A 16,217-nucleotide genomic window follows, 5' to 3' on the forward strand; every position below is an offset into this window, starting at 1 on the left:
CCCCAAATCTGATCAAGAGATTTTTGTTGCAATATCGTCACAGAAATGAATATCAGAATCCAAAAAAGTGAAAACAGAAATTGCGCTTCCCATCATTACATGCTATTATTTGTTTGATCGTTCATTCAAATTCATCACATGTAACGAAGGAGAGTGCTATGTCAGAGCCAGATAAGCGAGAGAAAATAATAGTCGCTGCCTACAAGGTGTTATCGGAGAATGGGTACGACCGGGCATCCACCAAAGAAATTTCGCGCTGCGCCGGTGTTGCCCAGGGACTGATCAATTACTATTTTCCCAGCAAGGATCTGCTATTTGAGGAAGTGTTCCGCCGGGAAACCATGAAATACTGTGATTCCTTCAATCAATTGGCGAGATTATCCGATCAGCCGTTAACTATAGATGCCCTGATGAAAATTCTGAAGGAAGTCAAAAAGAATGCGAAGAAAGATCCGAATTGGTACCGTCTTCGCTACGAGCTGTATGCGATCGGCCTTCGTGAGGGCAATACATCGGCGATTTTAAAGGAAATGCTTCAGACAAAGCGGATGTTAATCGGCTCCATAGTCGGGACGCTTACCCATCTATCGCAGGAAGACGCATCGGCCGTGGCATCGATTATGTATTCCGTTTTTGACGGATTAGGCATGCAAAAAATTGTGGACCCCGATTTTGACTATGATCGGGCATTCGATACGCTGACCGTTATGTTGGGCAGGTATTTCGAAGACAGCTTCATGAACAAAGACTGATGCTAGTCTCCTAGGCATGTCCGTATAGGCTTAACCGGAAATGATAAGAATATGGACATTGCCGCAATGATCAATATGGATTTGCTAGTAGTTAATGTGATTAAGTATTTAAAACAAAGAAGCGTCATGAGGAGGATTTCCTGTATATGTCCGAAGAAACAGCAGCCATTACCCCCGTGAAATCTGTTCGTGAGCTGGTAGGACCGTTGATAGCGATTATTATTGGCATTTTTATGGTTATTTTGGACAGTACTGCGGTTAATGTGGCTATTCCCGTACTGGTGGAGGATTTCCACAGTTCATTGGCAGTCATCCAGTGGACTGTAACGGGCTATGCCCTCGCGCAGGCAGCTGTTATTCCATTGTCCGGCTGGATGATGGATCGTTTTGGAGCGAAGCTTATCTTTATGATTTCCCTCGTTTTGTTCACACTCGGCTCCGTGCTGTGCGCATTCGCTACGACTTCGGATCAACTGGTTTTCTTCCGGATTCTGCAAGGCCTGGGGGGCGGCATGGTCACACCGATCGCATTTGCAATGACCTACAAGCTCAGTCCTCCAGAGAAAGTAGGAGCCATTATGGGGATGATGGGGATTCCGATTCTGCTTGCACCTGCACTGGGTCCCATCCTGTCCGGTTACCTCGTTGATTATGTGAAATGGGAATGGATATTCCTGATTAACGTACCTGTCGGAATTGTTGGATTGATTCTGACGATGATCCTGCTGCCAAAGTTCCCGAAGCAATCCTCAAGCTCGCTGGATATGCTGGGGATTATTTTTGGGCCGCTGGCCTTCGTAGGTCTTTCCTACGGATTGAGCGAAGGAGGCACCAGCTGGACGTCTGCCAAAACCATTATCGGTTTAGCGGTAGGGGTCGTTTCCCTTCTGCTGTTCATCTACATTGAATTGACCAGAAAAAAAGAACCTCTGCTGGAGCTCAGAGTTTTCCGTTCATCCTTATTCACCCGTGGAATTCTGGTTCAATGGGTGCTGCAGTTCGTCATGTTTGGAATGATTTTCACCGTGCCTTACTTTATGCAGCTATTAATGGGGATGAGTGCCTTCCATGCGGGCATATGGACGCTTCCTCAGGCAATCGCAGCCGGTATATTCATGCCGATCGGAGGGCGGTTATATGACCGCATCGGAGCGCGTCCGCTCGTTATTATCGGGTTAGCTTTTGTCACCTTGGGCGCATATCTGGTGTCCAATATTGATCCGACCGAGAGCGCCTGGTCATTCCTGATTCCCCGCGCGTTAATTGGAATGGGGATGGGGCTGTCGTTTCTTGCACTTAACACGCATCTGATCCAATCCGCACCGCAAAAGCTGGTCAGCCGGGTTACTTCCCTGACCAGCGCAGCCCAGCAAGTGGTGACATCCTTCTCCGTTGCAGGTCTTACGACGATTATTGTAAGCCGTACGACACATTATGTTGCTGCAGGAGAAAAGCAAATGCCGGATGCCACGACACATGCTTTTCATTACACCTATCTGATTCTGGCTGGGCTTGCATTAGTCGGCCTGCTGCTGGCTACTACGCTCAAACGTCCGAAAGTGGAAGGTGCCGGAACAACGGCTCCAATGATGGAAATGGGTTAACCCGCAGAAACAACTATTTAATAATAGCAGCAGTCCAGGAATTTTTACCGTCCTGATCTGCTGCTATTTTTGTTTCCCCAACTACAGCCGTCTATGTTTGGCGCTCTCCCCGCCCGCACGTATTTGGCAGCCAGACACGATGTGAACGGAATGGAGGTGCAGGTCATCATGCGCTGGGTAAGGGCAGGCTCGCTTACTATGCGGATCCTTATCTGGGCGGTTGGCAGGACATCATTTACGAATCGGGACCGTTTCGGCAGTAGGGAGGTCGGTCCGGAATAGTCCGGAAGCATGATCGTAAAATGACGGCAGCGGCAGTCCGTCCCATGACATGCCTATCATGGCTATGGATGCCGCTGCTTATGAAATACTCCTGAAGCAGTCAGTACCCCGAGTATCACCAAAACTGCGCCAGATATTTGAATTGCGGATACAGAAATGCCAGCAGCAAACGAAACAATCATGGTCACAACAGGGACGAGATTGAAAAATAGAGATGTTTGGCTTGCCCCGATTTCCTTCATCCCTTTGTTCCACCACAGATAGCCCAACACGCTGGTGAAAAAGGCCATAAATAAGATTGCCCCCCAAGCCCCGACCGGAACGTCAGTCAGCGTCACAGGCCCATTCGTGAACAGAGAAACCGCGATTGAACATAGAGCGCCAATGATCATCGTATACGTGGTTGTGGATAAGGGACTTCCATCCTGAATTTGTCGACGTCCAAATACGCCGTAAAAGGTCCAGCACAAGTTTCCGCCAAAGATGATTATATCTCCGATTGAAAACGACAACGTCTTGATCGTTTCGGTTGATCCGTTCACAACGACTAACAATACACCAATAAATGCCAGGCATATACCAGCTGCCTGTTTTTTGGTAATCCTGTCCTTTAAAATAATCCGGGCTAAAATAGTGGTCAGTAAAGGATTCAGGGCCATAATTAGCGCACCATTGACAGAGGAGGTATACTGGAGCCCCACAAAAAATAAAGTGCTGAATCCAAAAATTCCAACAACCCCAAGCACGATATACCAGAGAGCATTGCGCTTGATCTGACGTTTATCAATACCTTCCGTAACGATTAAAATAATCAGCAAGGCCGCTGCGGCAAACCCAAAGCGCCATGCGGCGGCGGCGAATGGAGAAAAATAGCCTACTGCATACTTCGCAAGATTAAAAGAGGGTCCCGTGAAAACCGCAAAACCGGCTAACATCAAGTATATTTTTATTTGTTTCATTCCAGGCGCAGCTCGTCCAAAAAATTCTTTACGGCCTGATAAAAACCATTGACGTCATCAGAGTGGACACCATGACCGCATTCTTCAAAAACCTCCAGCCTGGTATGTGGTCTTCGTGACACCATGCGCTCCGCTTCTTCCAGTCGGAGAGCCCAGCTTTTCTTACCATGAACGAGCAAAATAGGACAAGTGGAAGCCAGCCAATCCTCCCACCAAATTCCATTCATGCTTTGGGTCGAGATTGCCATCCCCTTAATATCAAAGCGGAATCCCCAGCCCGATTCATCCTCAAACGCACTCTCGGAAAAGTAATCAACTGCCTTGAATCCTGTACGGACAAGGGCTTCTCTCAGCTGCTGCAGCGAAGCGGAACGCTCCGGGAGCTTAACTACAAAAGATATATCGTGGTTTAATTCGACGCCGATGTCCTCTACAACAACTGCATGGACCAGTTCAGGATACAGGGCAGCAAACTGATAAGCGTTAACTCCGCCCAGCGAATGACCGAGCAGGGTTACTGGTATTCCGCCCAGTTCCTGGCCAATCAGGTTAAAGATATCCGCTCCATAGCTTTCTCTTGAGTAATCTTTGTCAGCGGGGTGCTCGCTCCAGCCATGGCCGCGCTGGTCCAGGGCGACTACCCGCCAATCTTCGAATCTGGATGCCAGTTTGGAAAATTCTCTGGCGTTTCCCATATGTCCATGCAGCATCAGCAGTATTTTTTGACCCTCTCCACCAAAATCAAGATAGGAAAGCTTCACAGCGCCTGATTTGAAATATTTTCTAATGCCGATTGTTTGATGCGAAATCATCATGAATGTCTCCTTTTATGTTTTTGACCGCCAGCCCGTGTATGTCGGGCTTGATTCCAATTGTAGCTCGCAATAGTGACAAGTCTTGTCATTAATATTAAAATGACCGCTAACCGGAATTGGCGATTCAAGGTCAAGGAGGTTTTTCTGGCTTCCCGATTGTCCGAAGCGGAGAAGCCGCCGATGTATTGAAGAACAAAGAAAGCTTGCGAATTTGAAAATCGCTCTTGCTGCGGGAAGGGGAGCTGCCAAATTTACTTTACGCTTCGCTTCAGAGTCAGATATCCGACAACTGGCGGATTGGATTTCGATAAGCAGGAAGGATAGCAAGAAGTAGATTCATTTTCTCTGAAAAAGAAATTCAGGCAAAAAGCTTGCTTCCTGTGGAGGAGGCAAGCATTTTTTTTAATACCGATTCCTGTATTTGGCCGAACGTGATAAACCGGATTGATTTGGCTTACAAGTCATGAATACCGCTACCGCCGGTGTGTCATAGGCCAAGATCGGAGAGACCGGGATGCCCGTCAGGCCGGCGGCCGGGAGGCCAGTGAAATTTTCGTTCAGACTCTTGAATGGGCAAGTCATTGATCGACGCAAATCTTCGCTTCATCAGACCCTGAGCATCGAACTCCCAATTCTCATTCCCATAGGAGCGGAACCATTGTCCGCTGTCGTCATGCCATTCGTACGCGAATCTGACCGCGATTCGATCATCGGTGAATGCCCAAAGCTCTTTGATCAGCCGGTATTCCAGCTCCCTGGCCCACTTTTGTGAGAGAAACGCGACGATCTCGGCCCGGCCGACAGGAAACTGGGCACGATTCCGCCAGCGGCTATCTTCCGAATAAGCCATTGACACACGCTCCGGATCCCGGCTATTCCAGCCATCTTCAGCCAAGCGAACTTTAGCCATCGCGGTTTCCCGCGTGAATGGCGGTACAAGAGCAGCCATATAATCACTCCTTAAATAATATGATTGTCCTAGTATAGACCGATCGGTTTATAAAAAGCAACTGTTTTCATTTTCTGCCATTGGATATGGCGGAAGATCCGTTGGGGGATAGGCGAAAGGAACCCTTGCATCTCTAAACCGATCAGTCTATACTGGAACAATTCGAATAAAGAGGGGAATAATCTATGACTCGTACCGTTTTCGAGAAGACCGATGTGGTTCCGCTTATTGCCGAGGTTTTTCGGGAGCTCGGATACGAAGGCGCATCCATGAGCAAAATCACGGCAAGAACCGGACTTTCGAAAGGAAGCCTGTATTACTTCTTTCCGGGGGGGAAGGAGGAAATGGCGGCCGAGATTCTTGCGCATGTTGATGCATGGTTCGTAAGCAAGGTGTTTGAGCCTCTCGAACAACATGATCCTCACCAGGCTATTCCAGAAATGTGGCTGGAGGTCGAAGCATATTTTAATTCTGGAAAGCGGATTTGTCTGGTGGGCGCTTTTGCCCTCGACGAGACCAGAGACCGCTTCGCCGCGGTCATTAGTCAATATTTCAAAAGATGGATCGACGCCTTGTGTGCAGCTCTAGTACGGGCGGGAACCACGTGCGAAACCGCCGCGATTGTATCGGAGGAGGCGGTTGGCGGAATCCAGGGAGGTTTAATTCTTGCCAGAGCGCTCAAGGATGACCTGATCTTCGGACGTACTGTCGCCGGCCTCGCCGAGCGGGTTTCGAAGTGCATTCCCGGCGGCGCTCATTAGCATTTTCTTTGAGCAGGCGGCTTTTCTGTCTTTTAGTGACGGAAGTTTTTTGAATATACGGGAAATGGATGCGAGAACCGGAAGAGAGGAGCGGGAATCACGCCGCAGCCTGAGAGTCCCGCTCCTTCCAACACTGTCGCTGTACCTTGCCATGTTACAAACCGCTTACCGCGGAATCGAAATCGTACCCCGTGTGTATTTCCACTTCAACGTATCCATCAACAAGAGCGCAGCGAAGTAAAGAAGCAGAGAAGCGGCAATTGAGCCTATTACGCTCCATAACAGCGGCAGCTCCTGGTGGGTCAGATAGTCGAAGGTCCAGCGCCCGCATAACGCCATCAGCACCATGGAGAGGCCAGCCTTGATATAGGGCTGGATGCTCCAATAAAATCCGATCGAGCTTGAAATTGATAAGAAGTTCAGCAGCGTTTGCATGATGATGCCGATGCCGATGCCGTAAGTGACGCCGATGATGCCGAATTGGCTGCCGAATACGAAAATGGAGACTGCCTTGAATACGGTGGCTACGACGAAATTCCACAGTGTTGCATTCGCACGGCCGAGTCCGAGCAGGATTGCATGCAGCGGTGCGTCGAAATAATGCAGGAAAAACATCGGCGCCAGAATTTTCAGCAGCAATCCCGCTTCCGGCGCATTATAGACGAGCGTCGTGAGCGGAGTTGCCCATTCAAACAGAATAACGGTCGCCGGCGCACCGATCAGAAGTCCCAGGCCCAGCGCCTGATTCATCCGTTCATGAATAAGCAGACCGTTCTTATTCGCGGCTGCCTCGCCAATGGCCGGTACGAGCGCGGTGGACAGGGATTGCGTAATAAAGCTCGGCATGAACAGAAGCGGAAAGGCATATCCGGCCAGCATGCCGAATTGCTTGGTGGCGAGCACCGTGCCAATACCGGCCATCGCCAGGCTTGTTGTAATGAGCAGCGGCTGGAATGCGCCGAATAGCGATTGAATAACGCCATGTCCTGTCGTTGGCAGGCCGATCTTCAGCAGCTCGGAAAGTGTGCTTCTACCTTGCTTCAGGTGGCTTCCCCAGGTCTCGCCCCTAGCCTTCGATTCACCGTATAGCTTGTAGCTGGTCATCAGGAATAAGAGGCTGATCGCTTCGCTGACGACAGAGGCGGCCATTGCGCCCGCAGCCGCATACGCAATGCCATAGGGCAGCAGCAGATGCACCATAGCCAGTACACAGGCGATCTGAACCGTATGCTCCAGCACATCGGAAGCGGCGATGGTCTTCATCTCCTGCATGCCGCGGAAGTATCCCTTCAGCACCGCGGAGACGGCGACAATCGGTGCGATCGGCGTGATCGCAAGCATCGCGTAATAGGCGCGCTGGTCGCTCAGCAGGATGGATGCGATCCACTCGGAGCCCAGAAACGAGATGGTCGTAAGCGCCACGCTCAAGACGCCGGTGACAGCGAGCGAGACATGCAGGATGCGTCTTACTTTCACACGCTCATTGCGGGCGCTGGCCTCCGCGACCAGCTTTGAGATCGCCACCGGCAAGCCGAGCTCCGTAATGGTTATGACGAGCGGCACGAGAGGATGTGCCATCATCAAGAGACCGATTCCCTCCGCGCCCAATACGCGAGCGACATACATGCCGCTGATAAAGCCGAGAATACGGTTGATAAAAGCAGCAACAGATAACACCAGCGTACCTCTCATGAATGTTTGCCCCGGTTGTGCCATAGCTTGGTTCCTCCTGATTATCGAATACTTAAATGTATTCATCATTCGGGAAAGCATGCGAACGAGCTTGTGGCGGACAGGCTATTTATTGCCTGGATACCGGTTATCCATAATAACCGACTACGGTGCGGCTGCACAAGAAAATCATCAGCAGGGCGCGCTTCCAGAGGCGGAACGACCGAATCAATCTGAAATATGTTTATGCGAAAAAAAGGATTGACATTGGTCCCGAAAATGAATAAGATAAGTTCACAAAGTGAATGAATGAATTATTCACTCAAATTAAAATGAAGGGGAGGAAGGCGCATGACCATCGATTCGGAACATATTCGCGACGAACGCAGAGAGCAGATTAAGAAGGCGGCACTGAAGGTATTTGCCCAGCACGGCTTGATCGGTACAAAAATGAGCATGATTGCCAAGGAAGCCAAAATCAGCGACGGGCTGTCCTACCGGTATTTCAAATCCAAGGATGAGATTCTGGCCGAGCTCGTCGAATCTGCGGTGGAAGGCGCCAAGGAAGCGTTCGCGCTTGTCGGAACGATGCCGGGTACGCCTACGGACAAGATCCGTATGATGGCCCAGGAAATTCTGCAGGAAGACAACCATGCTTTCATCCTGATGCAGCAGGTGATGACAGCCCGCGATGTACCGGACGAAGTGGCGAAGCTGATGTCAGATTACGATCCTCTTGCGATGATAGTCGCGTTGGCACCCATCATCAAGTCAGGGCAGGAGAACGGGGAGTTCATCGACGGTGACCCGGGCGAGCTGAGTATGTGGTATTTGAGCACGCTATCCGGGTTGATGAATATACGTTCCGATAACCTGGAAGGCTATCGGCGTCCCACGCCTGATTTCATGATCCGGCTGCTCCTCAAGTAAGCTTAACATCGAAGAAAGCGGTGAAATCCAGTTGATTAATGAATCCACGAACAAAAGCTTTATCATGATCGGGCTGCTGCTCGGTCTCGTCTTCTCGGAGCTGGACCAGACGGCGGTATCGACCGCGCTGCCGACGATTATCCGTGAACTGCACGGCTTGTCGCTGTTCGGCTGGGTAGCCGGCATTTACATGCTGTCCATAACGGTCTTCATGCCGATTTTCGGCAAACTGGCCGACCTGTACGGCCGCAAACGAATTTATCTCATGTGCGTCGCGATGTTCATGGCCGGTTCCATCATTTGCGGTTTATCCCAATCCATGACGATGCTGCTGCTCGGAAGATGCGTGCAGGGGATTGGCGCCGGCGGCTTGATGCCGCTCGCGATGATCATCATTGGCGATTCCTTTCCGCTGGAACAGCGCGCGAAGGTACAGAGCCTCGTAGGGCCGATGCTGATCCTGCCGCAGCTGATCGGTCCGACGATCGGCGGTTATTTCGTCAGCCATATTGATTGGCACTGGATCTTTTTGATTAACATTCCGGTCGGCCTTATTGCGGCGTTCTTCGTTACCAAGGGGCTGCGCGAATCGGTCAGCCCCAAGAAGAAGCAGATCGACTGGGCCGGCGCAACGACGCTCGTATTCGCGATCTTGTCGCTGCTGTTCGCCCCGGTTCTGATCGACGTCAAAGGCTATGCCTGGTCGTCTCCCGTCGTGATCGGCCTGCTCGTGCTATCCGCATTGTTCATCCTGTTGTTTGTCCGCATCGAAGCGAGAGCTGCTGAGCCGATCATTCCGCTGCAGCTGTTCCGCAACCGTTCCGTTGTCGTGCTGTCGCTGATCGTGTTCGTTACGATGCTCGGCGTCATGGGCGGAATGTCGGGATTCCCGTTCTTCGCGCAGAACGTCATGGGCCTGACCCCGACGGCTTCCGGTTACTTGTCGCTCGCCTTCATGGCCGGCGCCATTCCAATGAGCGTCCTGTGCGGATTCCTCATCACGCGTGTTGCTTATAAATATTTGTTCATCGTATCCTTTATTTTGCCGATCGCCGGATATCTCATTCTCTCGCGTATCGATGTCGAAACGACCGTCATCTATATCCTTGTCGCCTTCTTCGTCCTGGGTCTTGGCATCGGCGTCCTCTTCGGAAGCGACAACCTGATTGTGCAGGAGACCGTCGACAAGGAGCATACCGGCGTAGGCGTCGCAACGGTGCAGCTGTTTCAATCGCTCGGCGCGACCCTCGGCTTCAGCATCTTCGGAAGTATGCTCTCCCGCCATATTCACGACGGTATTGCCGGAATGTCGAACCAATTCCCGGCCGGTTCCGCGGCTTCCATCATGAACGGTGGCATCTCGCAAGGTTTGCCGGCCGATCTGGTGCTGAGCATCAAGACGGTGTTCGCGGAGGCGTTTCAAGAGATGTTCCTGATCGGAGCGGTATTCGCCGCAGGCGCTTTCCTGATCTGCTGGTTCATGAAGCGGGAAGTGCTGACGCCTCAGCCCGAGACGGAGCAGCAGGCGGCTGCCGTCCAGGCTTAAGGACCGCCATGTTGAGCGCCGTCCATATGACTGGTTTTTCTCATACTGCTTCGTTCCCGTCCACGCTTGGCGGCGAGGCGGTTTGAGCAAGAGTCTGAAGATTCGCATCCAAAACACCGCAATCTATAAGAAATCCTTGTTCCGGCAGCATGTTATTCTGATAGCAAAGGGGAAATAATGAAATCTGCTCAGGTTTTGTGTTATCCGAACGTATCTGGCATGAACAATATGTTCTTAGGAGGGAATAACTTGAAAGTTTCACATGTACGCTTATTAGTGCCGAATGTTCCAGAGTGTTTTTTGTTTTACAGAGACATCATTGGACTCGAAGTCCTCCATGGAAATGAAGACACTCCGTATGCCGAGTTTCGGACGGGGGACATCAATGTCGCATTAGAGCCCCGGATGGGAAGCGAACCCGTCAAGGACATGCGCAGGCCCCATGAGTTCAGCGCCCATGATCAGGTTGCCATCATTTTCAGAGTGGATGACGTTGACGCAGTATACAATCAATTAAAGAGCAGAAATGTTGAAGTTGTTAAGGAACCACATGACACGCCTGACTGGGGTCATCGTGTTGCCTACTTTCGTGACCCTGCCGGGAACCTGATTGAACTTAATGGAGGAATTTAATTCTTCACCAATCTTGATGGACCAAGCGGTTCCGAAGCACTTGACAAGCGGCTTCCGCGGCTACCGGCGCTGCCTTTAGCTTACCGCTTACTGAAACAACAGCGATTGGATAGCATCAGCCCTCATCATGTCCGCATGGTGGGGGCTGTTTAACGTTTACTTCGATGAATAAAACATAATTTCGACCAACCTTATATCCGTAATATTCTAAATCAGCCCACTCCTTAGACTGATGTCCTTCATACGTTATATGGTCACTATTGTTTGGATACAGTGAAATAAATTGCTCAAAGGGAGTTGGATAAGTGAAATCCAAAACGAAGCTTACCGGGAGAGTTATCTTTAAAGGAGACCCGGGCTATGAAGTGGCACGCAAGAATTGGGACCCCCATACGAACAGATTCCCCAAAGTATTTGTTTTTGCTCAAAGAACACAGGATGTGGCAAACGCCATAAAATGGGGCCGCGAGAATAATGTCCCCATTCGGCCGAGAAGCGGAAGACATTCGCTGGAAGTCAATCTTTCACAGGTCAACGGAGGCCTTGTCATCGATGTAAGTGAAATGAAGAAAATTACGCTAAACAAAAAAAAGAGCACTGCAATTGTTGGATCGGGCAATACAGTGGGAAGAATCGCTAAAACGCTTGCGCCGCAAGGTTATATAGCTCCTTTCGGAGACAGCCCTTCCGTTGGGATCGGCGGGATCACGCTCGGCGGAGGAATCGGGCCGCTTCAACGGACGGTTGGCCTCGTCAGCGATAATCTGATTGGACTCGAAATGGTTGACGCGAAGGGAAGGGTTATTCGTGCCAGCAAAAAACGCAACGCCGATCTCCTATGGGCTTCCAAAGGGGGAGGCGGCGGCAATTTTGGCGTATACACCAGGTACAAATTCAGAGTGCATCCCGCTCCGGACAAGGCTACTGTATATCGCATCACCTGGCCATGGGAGCAATTTGAGGAGGTACTCAAAGCCTGGCAAAAATGGGCGCCTTGCGTCAATACCAGGCTGGGCAGCGAATTAACGATCGGTCCGAAAAAAGGCGGCAATGTCAGCATGGAGGGTCTGTTCCTTGGATCCAAAACGGAGGCCATCCGCCTATTAAAGCCCATGACGAGCGTCGGAACGACAACGAGCAAACTCATTCGTTTATTACCCTACCCGAAAGTCGTGGACTTCCTGCTGCCTCCAGATCCTGTCCTTACGCAAAGGGAAAGCAACCAGTTCTCCAGCGGTTTCGGCCGGCGTCCGTTCCCGGATAAGGCCATCAAGTCCATGCGCCAGTTTTTAGAGCAGGTAGAAGGCAAAGACGCGGGATTCTTCTTCCTCAACTGGGGCGGAGCCGTAAGCCGTGTGGCGCCTAGAGCTACGGCATTCTACTGGCGTAAAGCGAAATTTTACGTTGAGTGGAACAGCTCATGGATCAAGCCATCCCAAGCTGCTAAAAATATTGCCGTCGTTCGCAATACGCGCCGGAAGCTTGCGCCTTACATCGTAGGGTCATATATTAACGTTCCAGACCAGGGGATTAAAAATTCCGGTCCGGTTTACTATGGGGCGAACTTCCCGAGATTACGAAGAGTAAAAGCTAAATATGACCCTAAAAATGTGTTCAATAATCCGCAAAGCATTCCCCCGGCTCGCTGAGCATAGGGCTATTTTGCCAGTTGGGGCCGACTCCCTGACGTGAAACAAATTTAAAACACCTTCAAGAGAATCAGCCCATGTCGTAAGATGCGGGGGACAACTTTGGAGGTGTTTTTGCGTTGGCAACAAGAGTGAAGCGTCGTTATCCAAATGGATTTCAGGCATTACAAGGTTAAATCAGTCACACTCCAGCGGATGTAACTCAGCGGACAATTCCATTTAAGTTTATGCGACCACCCCCCAAAATCCCTTGACCACTCCCGAACGTTATATGCGAAAGCAGAAGCGGCCTGGTCCGCAAATCGTAAAGGAGAGTGGCAACACGATGAAACAAGCAATGTTGAAGAGGGCAGTAGCTGCATCGGTGGCGTTACTAACACTTGCTGGCGGCGCAACTGGCGCGTTTGCAGACGGCAGAGACAAAGGACATAATAATAACGACGACCATGGAAAAGCGGAAAGTCATGGCAAGAAAGCCGACATCGATATTCAATTGAACTTTAAGGACGAGAAGGAGCTTAAATGGGCTTTCGAGCATATTATCCGCCTTGCGTCCAAAGGGGTCTTCAACGGCTATGACGATGGTACGTTCAAACCGCAGCAAAGCATATCCCGCATAGAGTCGATCGTTGCGGCAGTCCGGTTGATGGGGCTGCGTGAACAAGCCGAATCCCAAGCGGAAATGAGCACAAAGCTGAATTTCAAGGACGCGGATCAGCTGGCCCGCAAATATCCTTGGGCTGTCGGCTATGTAGCCGTGGCGCTGGAGAAAGACTTGTTCTCCGAAACGGATGAGGTTGTTCAGGCGGACAAGCCTGCAACGCGGTTATTTGCAGCGACGCTGCTTGTGAAAGCGCTGGGTCTGGAAGCGGACGCGAAAGCGAAAGTAAATACGCAGCTGTCTTTCAAGGATGCGGATAAAATCCCGGCTGCTTCAGTGGGCTATGTTGCCGTTGCATTGGAGAAGGGCCTCATCACAGGCTACAATAACAATACGTTCCGCCCCGACCAACCGGTCACGCGCGGGGAGCTTGCTGCGCTGCTGGACCGTACGGACGCACAGCTGCCGGACAACGATGGACAAGCCATTACCGGAAAGTTGAAAGCGGCTCCAGCCAACGGCTCGATCGTAATCGTAAAGCCGGACAATACGGAAGTGACGATCCCGCTCGACCCGGGCGTGTTCATATTCCGTCATGATGTGAAGTCGGCACCGTCGGCTATGGCCGCAGGCGATGAAGTGCTCGTCCGTACTTACTTGAACAAAGCCGTATTTATTGAAGTGACCAAAACGGCGGTCCAACCCATTGTAACAACTGAAACAGGGGAATATAATTCGATCGCACTAAATGATAAAGGTAAGATTACCACTCTGTCGATCACCAAGAACGCGAACAACAGTACGTCAGCGATTGTGCTGAACGTCTCTCGTGATGTCGTTATTGTCGGGAACCCGGCTCTGCTGAAATTGGGACAATCAGTCGAGCTTACCCTTACCAACGGTCTTGTAACCTCTATTAAAGTCGTGTAGCAGGACATTTTTGCTTTACGGCGGTTCGTTATTATAATAGCTCCTCAGCTTGCCTGTCTGCATGCGCGGGGAGCTTCTTCCATCCAATTACATGAAGCAAGTCTCTATACATGATTAGAATGTCTCTCTTGCCTGTCATTGTGGCGGACGGGCTGAGCTTCGTTTCGTTCGGATGTCTACTTCTTTTAACTCACTGTATACTTTCTCAACTTCATCCTGAATCGCAGTGCCATCCACTCCTTTCTGCCGAAGATCCTCCATAATGACCGAAACCGCAGCAGCATAATTTGCTTTATGCTCGGCATTCAGTTGTTTCCAATTGATCCCCTTGAAATACCCTGCAGTGGCTGCATGAAGAGACAGTTTACCTTGAAGCATTAAAACAGCAAGGATCGGATAACCAGGGTATCCTTGCCAATAGGAAGCACTGTCATTAGATGAATAAACTTCGTTGTCCCATTGTACGGTGTATATTTTGGTATGATCGGATGATGATACCCGGGCTGAATTTCCTTCAATTATGACTCTGCCATCTGCAATCGCACTATATGCTTCATGAATTTTCTCTTTCGGGGGCAATTTGGTTAAAGTCATTGTTTAGCCGCCTTCTCATGTGTTAGGTTTCCTCATAATATACTCGAAACAAGCGGCTTTATCCATGACTTGGGAAGCGGTCATACGGTCCACAAAGATTTGTTGCTGGTACGGATTGAGAGGATGTCAGGGAGAAACGCAGTGGAGATCATCCATAACCAGTTTTTCAAGTATGTGATTGATTGCGGCTTTCGTTTCATATTTATGGATATCGGGTAAAATGGTAATCAGGATTTTAACTCTCATTTTGAAGGAGGAGATGATGGAAGTGCGTAAAAAGGTCATGGTGGTATTGGTGGTGGCGTTGATAGGGTTGGTGTCGCTAAATTCCGCAATTTTTGCTTCCGGCGGGCAAAACAGGCAGGATAAGGTTAAAGTGTCCATTGCAGCAGATCTGGATCCGGCCAGTGCGGCAGGGATGAGAATTGAAGGGCTTACCGGGGATAAGAAAGGACGACTCTATACCATTGACCTGGATTCCAGGCAATTATTGCGCATCAAGCCGGGCAAAGGCACAACGGAAACGCTGACGGTTCTGCCTAGACAGGCTACAGGCATGACGTTCGATAAAAAAGGAAATCTGTATATGGCAAGCGGTGGAGGTGCGGGACAAGGCGGGGTTATTCTCCGCGTGTCTTCAGAGAATCTGAAAAAAGGACCGTTCAGTCCGGAGAAAGTGGAAACGTTCGCCGAAGGTGTAGACGGAGCAAACGGACTGGCGTTTGACCGGAGAGGGAATTTATACGTCAGCGGCGGAGCTACCGGCAATATCTATATTGTGACTCCTGAAGGTGAACGCACTGTTTGGGCGAGCGGAATTACGGCGGAGAGACCGGAGCAGCCAATCGTGGTCAACGGACTGGCGTTCGGCCGGGACGGACAATTGTACATTTCCAACACCAGCTCAGGTGAAATTAATCGTGTCAGGATTGGCAAGGACGGTGCTTTCGGAGAAGTTGAACGGTTTGCGAAGAGTCCTTTGCTTTACGGAGCCGACGGCATTGCTTTTGGTCCCCATGACGCGCTGTATGTCGCAGCCAATGAACGGAATGCGATTGTAAAAATATCGCGGTCGGGCAAAGTAACGGAAATAACGTCCAACAACAATAATGGACCCTTGGAGTTCCCGGCGAGCCTTCATTTTGTGGGCCGTACCTTATACGCAAGCAATTTTGACGTCGACCGTGGAACCAATTCGCCCAATCAACCGGGAATCGGTGCTTCGATCGCCCAAATTGATCTAAAAAGGAAATAACTTGGGGTACAAATCGCTAATGCCCATGATTTATTTATTGAAATCGAAAAAGGGGTATGATAAGATACCTGTAATTTAGTGATTGGAGTTGAAAAGAATAATGTAATATTTCTTGCTAACCATAACAAATAATAAAACAATAAAAGCGGTATTTTGCGCATGTTTTATTTTTTATGGGCAAGAAAGTTACATTCTTTTCACTCAAACAATATATCCTTATCTGCCTCCACAGGGGGTTGGATTAACTGTATTTATTTGAGCTGCGAGAAGTAACTTTCTTGCGGCT

Annotated in this window: 14 protein-coding genes; 9 read left to right on the forward strand and 5 right to left on the reverse strand. The window is 50.1% G+C overall.

What is annotated here, in order from left to right:
• Nucleotides 1-158 precede the first annotated feature (158 nt).
• Complete coding sequence (locus tag AC0YOB_RS24515) at nucleotides 159-752, forward strand: TetR/AcrR family transcriptional regulator (protein WP_475794994.1); 594 nt, start codon at nucleotides 159-161, stop codon at nucleotides 750-752.
• 146 nt (nucleotides 753-898) lie between these two features.
• On the forward strand, nucleotides 899-2,356 hold the full coding sequence (locus tag AC0YOB_RS24520) for a DHA2 family efflux MFS transporter permease subunit (protein ID WP_210040789.1): 1,458 nt from the start codon (nucleotides 899-901) through the stop codon (nucleotides 2,354-2,356).
• A 344-nt stretch (nucleotides 2,357-2,700) separates the two neighbouring features.
• Here AC0YOB_RS24520 and AC0YOB_RS24525 read toward each other — a convergent pair whose 3' ends face one another.
• From AC0YOB_RS24525 to AC0YOB_RS24535, 3 genes are all read right to left on the reverse strand, one after another.
• Nucleotides 2,701-3,597 (reverse strand): DMT family transporter, encoded by an 897-nt coding sequence (locus tag AC0YOB_RS24525; protein ID WP_475794995.1) that lies wholly within the window; start codon nucleotides 3,595-3,597, stop codon nucleotides 2,701-2,703.
• On the reverse strand, nucleotides 3,594-4,409 hold the full coding sequence (locus tag AC0YOB_RS24530; RefSeq protein ID WP_475795161.1) for an alpha/beta fold hydrolase: 816 nt from the start codon (nucleotides 4,407-4,409) through the stop codon (nucleotides 3,594-3,596). The genes AC0YOB_RS24525 and AC0YOB_RS24530 overlap by 4 nt, the downstream gene beginning before the upstream one ends.
• A gap of 490 nt (nucleotides 4,410-4,899) precedes the next feature.
• The gene (locus AC0YOB_RS24535) at nucleotides 4,900-5,361 is read right to left on the reverse strand and encodes a nuclear transport factor 2 family protein (protein WP_475794996.1); all 462 of its coding nucleotides are present in this window, start codon (nucleotides 5,359-5,361) and stop codon (nucleotides 4,900-4,902) included.
• Between the two features lie 185 nt (nucleotides 5,362-5,546).
• Between AC0YOB_RS24535 and AC0YOB_RS24540 the strand changes: the two genes are divergently transcribed.
• Nucleotides 5,547-6,122 (forward strand): TetR/AcrR family transcriptional regulator, encoded by a 576-nt coding sequence (locus tag AC0YOB_RS24540; protein WP_475787064.1) that lies wholly within the window; start codon nucleotides 5,547-5,549, stop codon nucleotides 6,120-6,122.
• Nucleotides 6,123-6,287: 165 nt separating this feature from the next.
• On the opposite strand, the gene spoVB is transcribed toward AC0YOB_RS24540, so the two are convergent.
• Complete coding sequence (spoVB, locus tag AC0YOB_RS24545; protein WP_475787063.1) at nucleotides 6,288-7,838, reverse strand: stage V sporulation protein B; 1,551 nt, start codon at nucleotides 7,836-7,838, stop codon at nucleotides 6,288-6,290.
• A gap of 306 nt (nucleotides 7,839-8,144) precedes the next feature.
• Between spoVB and AC0YOB_RS24550 the strand changes: the two genes are divergently transcribed.
• From AC0YOB_RS24550 to AC0YOB_RS24570, 5 genes are all read left to right on the forward strand, one after another.
• The gene (locus AC0YOB_RS24550; protein WP_210040808.1) at nucleotides 8,145-8,723 is read left to right on the forward strand and encodes a TetR/AcrR family transcriptional regulator; all 579 of its coding nucleotides are present in this window, start codon (nucleotides 8,145-8,147) and stop codon (nucleotides 8,721-8,723) included.
• A gap of 31 nt (nucleotides 8,724-8,754) precedes the next feature.
• Nucleotides 8,755-10,269: an MDR family MFS transporter gene (locus AC0YOB_RS24555; protein ID WP_475794997.1), complete on the forward strand. Its 1,515-nt coding sequence runs from the start codon at nucleotides 8,755-8,757 to the stop codon at nucleotides 10,267-10,269.
• Between the two features lie 249 nt (nucleotides 10,270-10,518).
• Nucleotides 10,519-10,902, forward strand: coding sequence for a VOC family protein (locus AC0YOB_RS24560; protein ID WP_475794998.1), 384 nt, complete (start codon nucleotides 10,519-10,521; stop codon nucleotides 10,900-10,902).
• Between the two features lie 305 nt (nucleotides 10,903-11,207).
• Nucleotides 11,208-12,551: an FAD-binding oxidoreductase gene (locus tag AC0YOB_RS24565; protein WP_475787060.1), complete on the forward strand. Its 1,344-nt coding sequence runs from the start codon at nucleotides 11,208-11,210 to the stop codon at nucleotides 12,549-12,551.
• A 325-nt stretch (nucleotides 12,552-12,876) separates the two neighbouring features.
• Nucleotides 12,877-14,082, forward strand: coding sequence for an S-layer homology domain-containing protein (locus AC0YOB_RS24570; RefSeq protein WP_475787059.1), 1,206 nt, complete (start codon nucleotides 12,877-12,879; stop codon nucleotides 14,080-14,082).
• A gap of 135 nt (nucleotides 14,083-14,217) precedes the next feature.
• On the opposite strand, the gene AC0YOB_RS24575 is transcribed toward AC0YOB_RS24570, so the two are convergent.
• Entirely contained in the window at nucleotides 14,218-14,676 is a 459-nt protein-coding gene (locus AC0YOB_RS24575) for a hypothetical protein (protein WP_475794999.1), read from the reverse strand.
• A 268-nt stretch (nucleotides 14,677-14,944) separates the two neighbouring features.
• Between AC0YOB_RS24575 and AC0YOB_RS24580 the strand changes: the two genes are divergently transcribed.
• A complete protein-coding gene (locus AC0YOB_RS24580; RefSeq protein WP_475795000.1) occupies nucleotides 14,945-15,931 on the forward strand; it encodes an SMP-30/gluconolactonase/LRE family protein in 987 nt (328 codons plus the stop codon).
• The last annotated feature ends 286 nt before the right edge of the window (nucleotides 15,932-16,217 follow it).

Source organism: Paenibacillus sp. JT31N17, from assembly GCF_056269255.1.

Coding starts and splice junctions, on each gene's coding strand:
- AC0YOB_RS24550 (WP_210040808.1), top strand. CDS start 8,145: ATGACCATCGATTCGGAACATATTCGCGACGAACGCAGAGAGCAGATT.
- AC0YOB_RS24535 (WP_475794996.1), bottom strand. CDS start 5,361: ATGGCTGCTCTTGTACCGCCATTCACGCGGGAAACCGCGATGGCTAAA.
- AC0YOB_RS24520 (WP_210040789.1), top strand. CDS start 899: ATGTCCGAAGAAACAGCAGCCATTACCCCCGTGAAATCTGTTCGTGAG.
- AC0YOB_RS24515 (WP_475794994.1), top strand. CDS start 159: ATGTCAGAGCCAGATAAGCGAGAGAAAATAATAGTCGCTGCCTACAAG.
- AC0YOB_RS24530 (WP_475795161.1), bottom strand. CDS start 4,409: ATGATTTCGCATCAAACAATCGGCATTAGAAAATATTTCAAATCAGGC.
- AC0YOB_RS24570 (WP_475787059.1), top strand. CDS start 12,877: ATGAAACAAGCAATGTTGAAGAGGGCAGTAGCTGCATCGGTGGCGTTA.
- AC0YOB_RS24575 (WP_475794999.1), bottom strand. CDS start 14,676: ATGACTTTAACCAAATTGCCCCCGAAAGAGAAAATTCATGAAGCATAT.
- spoVB (WP_475787063.1), bottom strand. CDS start 7,838: ATGGCACAACCGGGGCAAACATTCATGAGAGGTACGCTGGTGTTATCT.
- AC0YOB_RS24540 (WP_475787064.1), top strand. CDS start 5,547: ATGACTCGTACCGTTTTCGAGAAGACCGATGTGGTTCCGCTTATTGCC.
- AC0YOB_RS24525 (WP_475794995.1), bottom strand. CDS start 3,597: ATGAAACAAATAAAAATATACTTGATGTTAGCCGGTTTTGCGGTTTTC.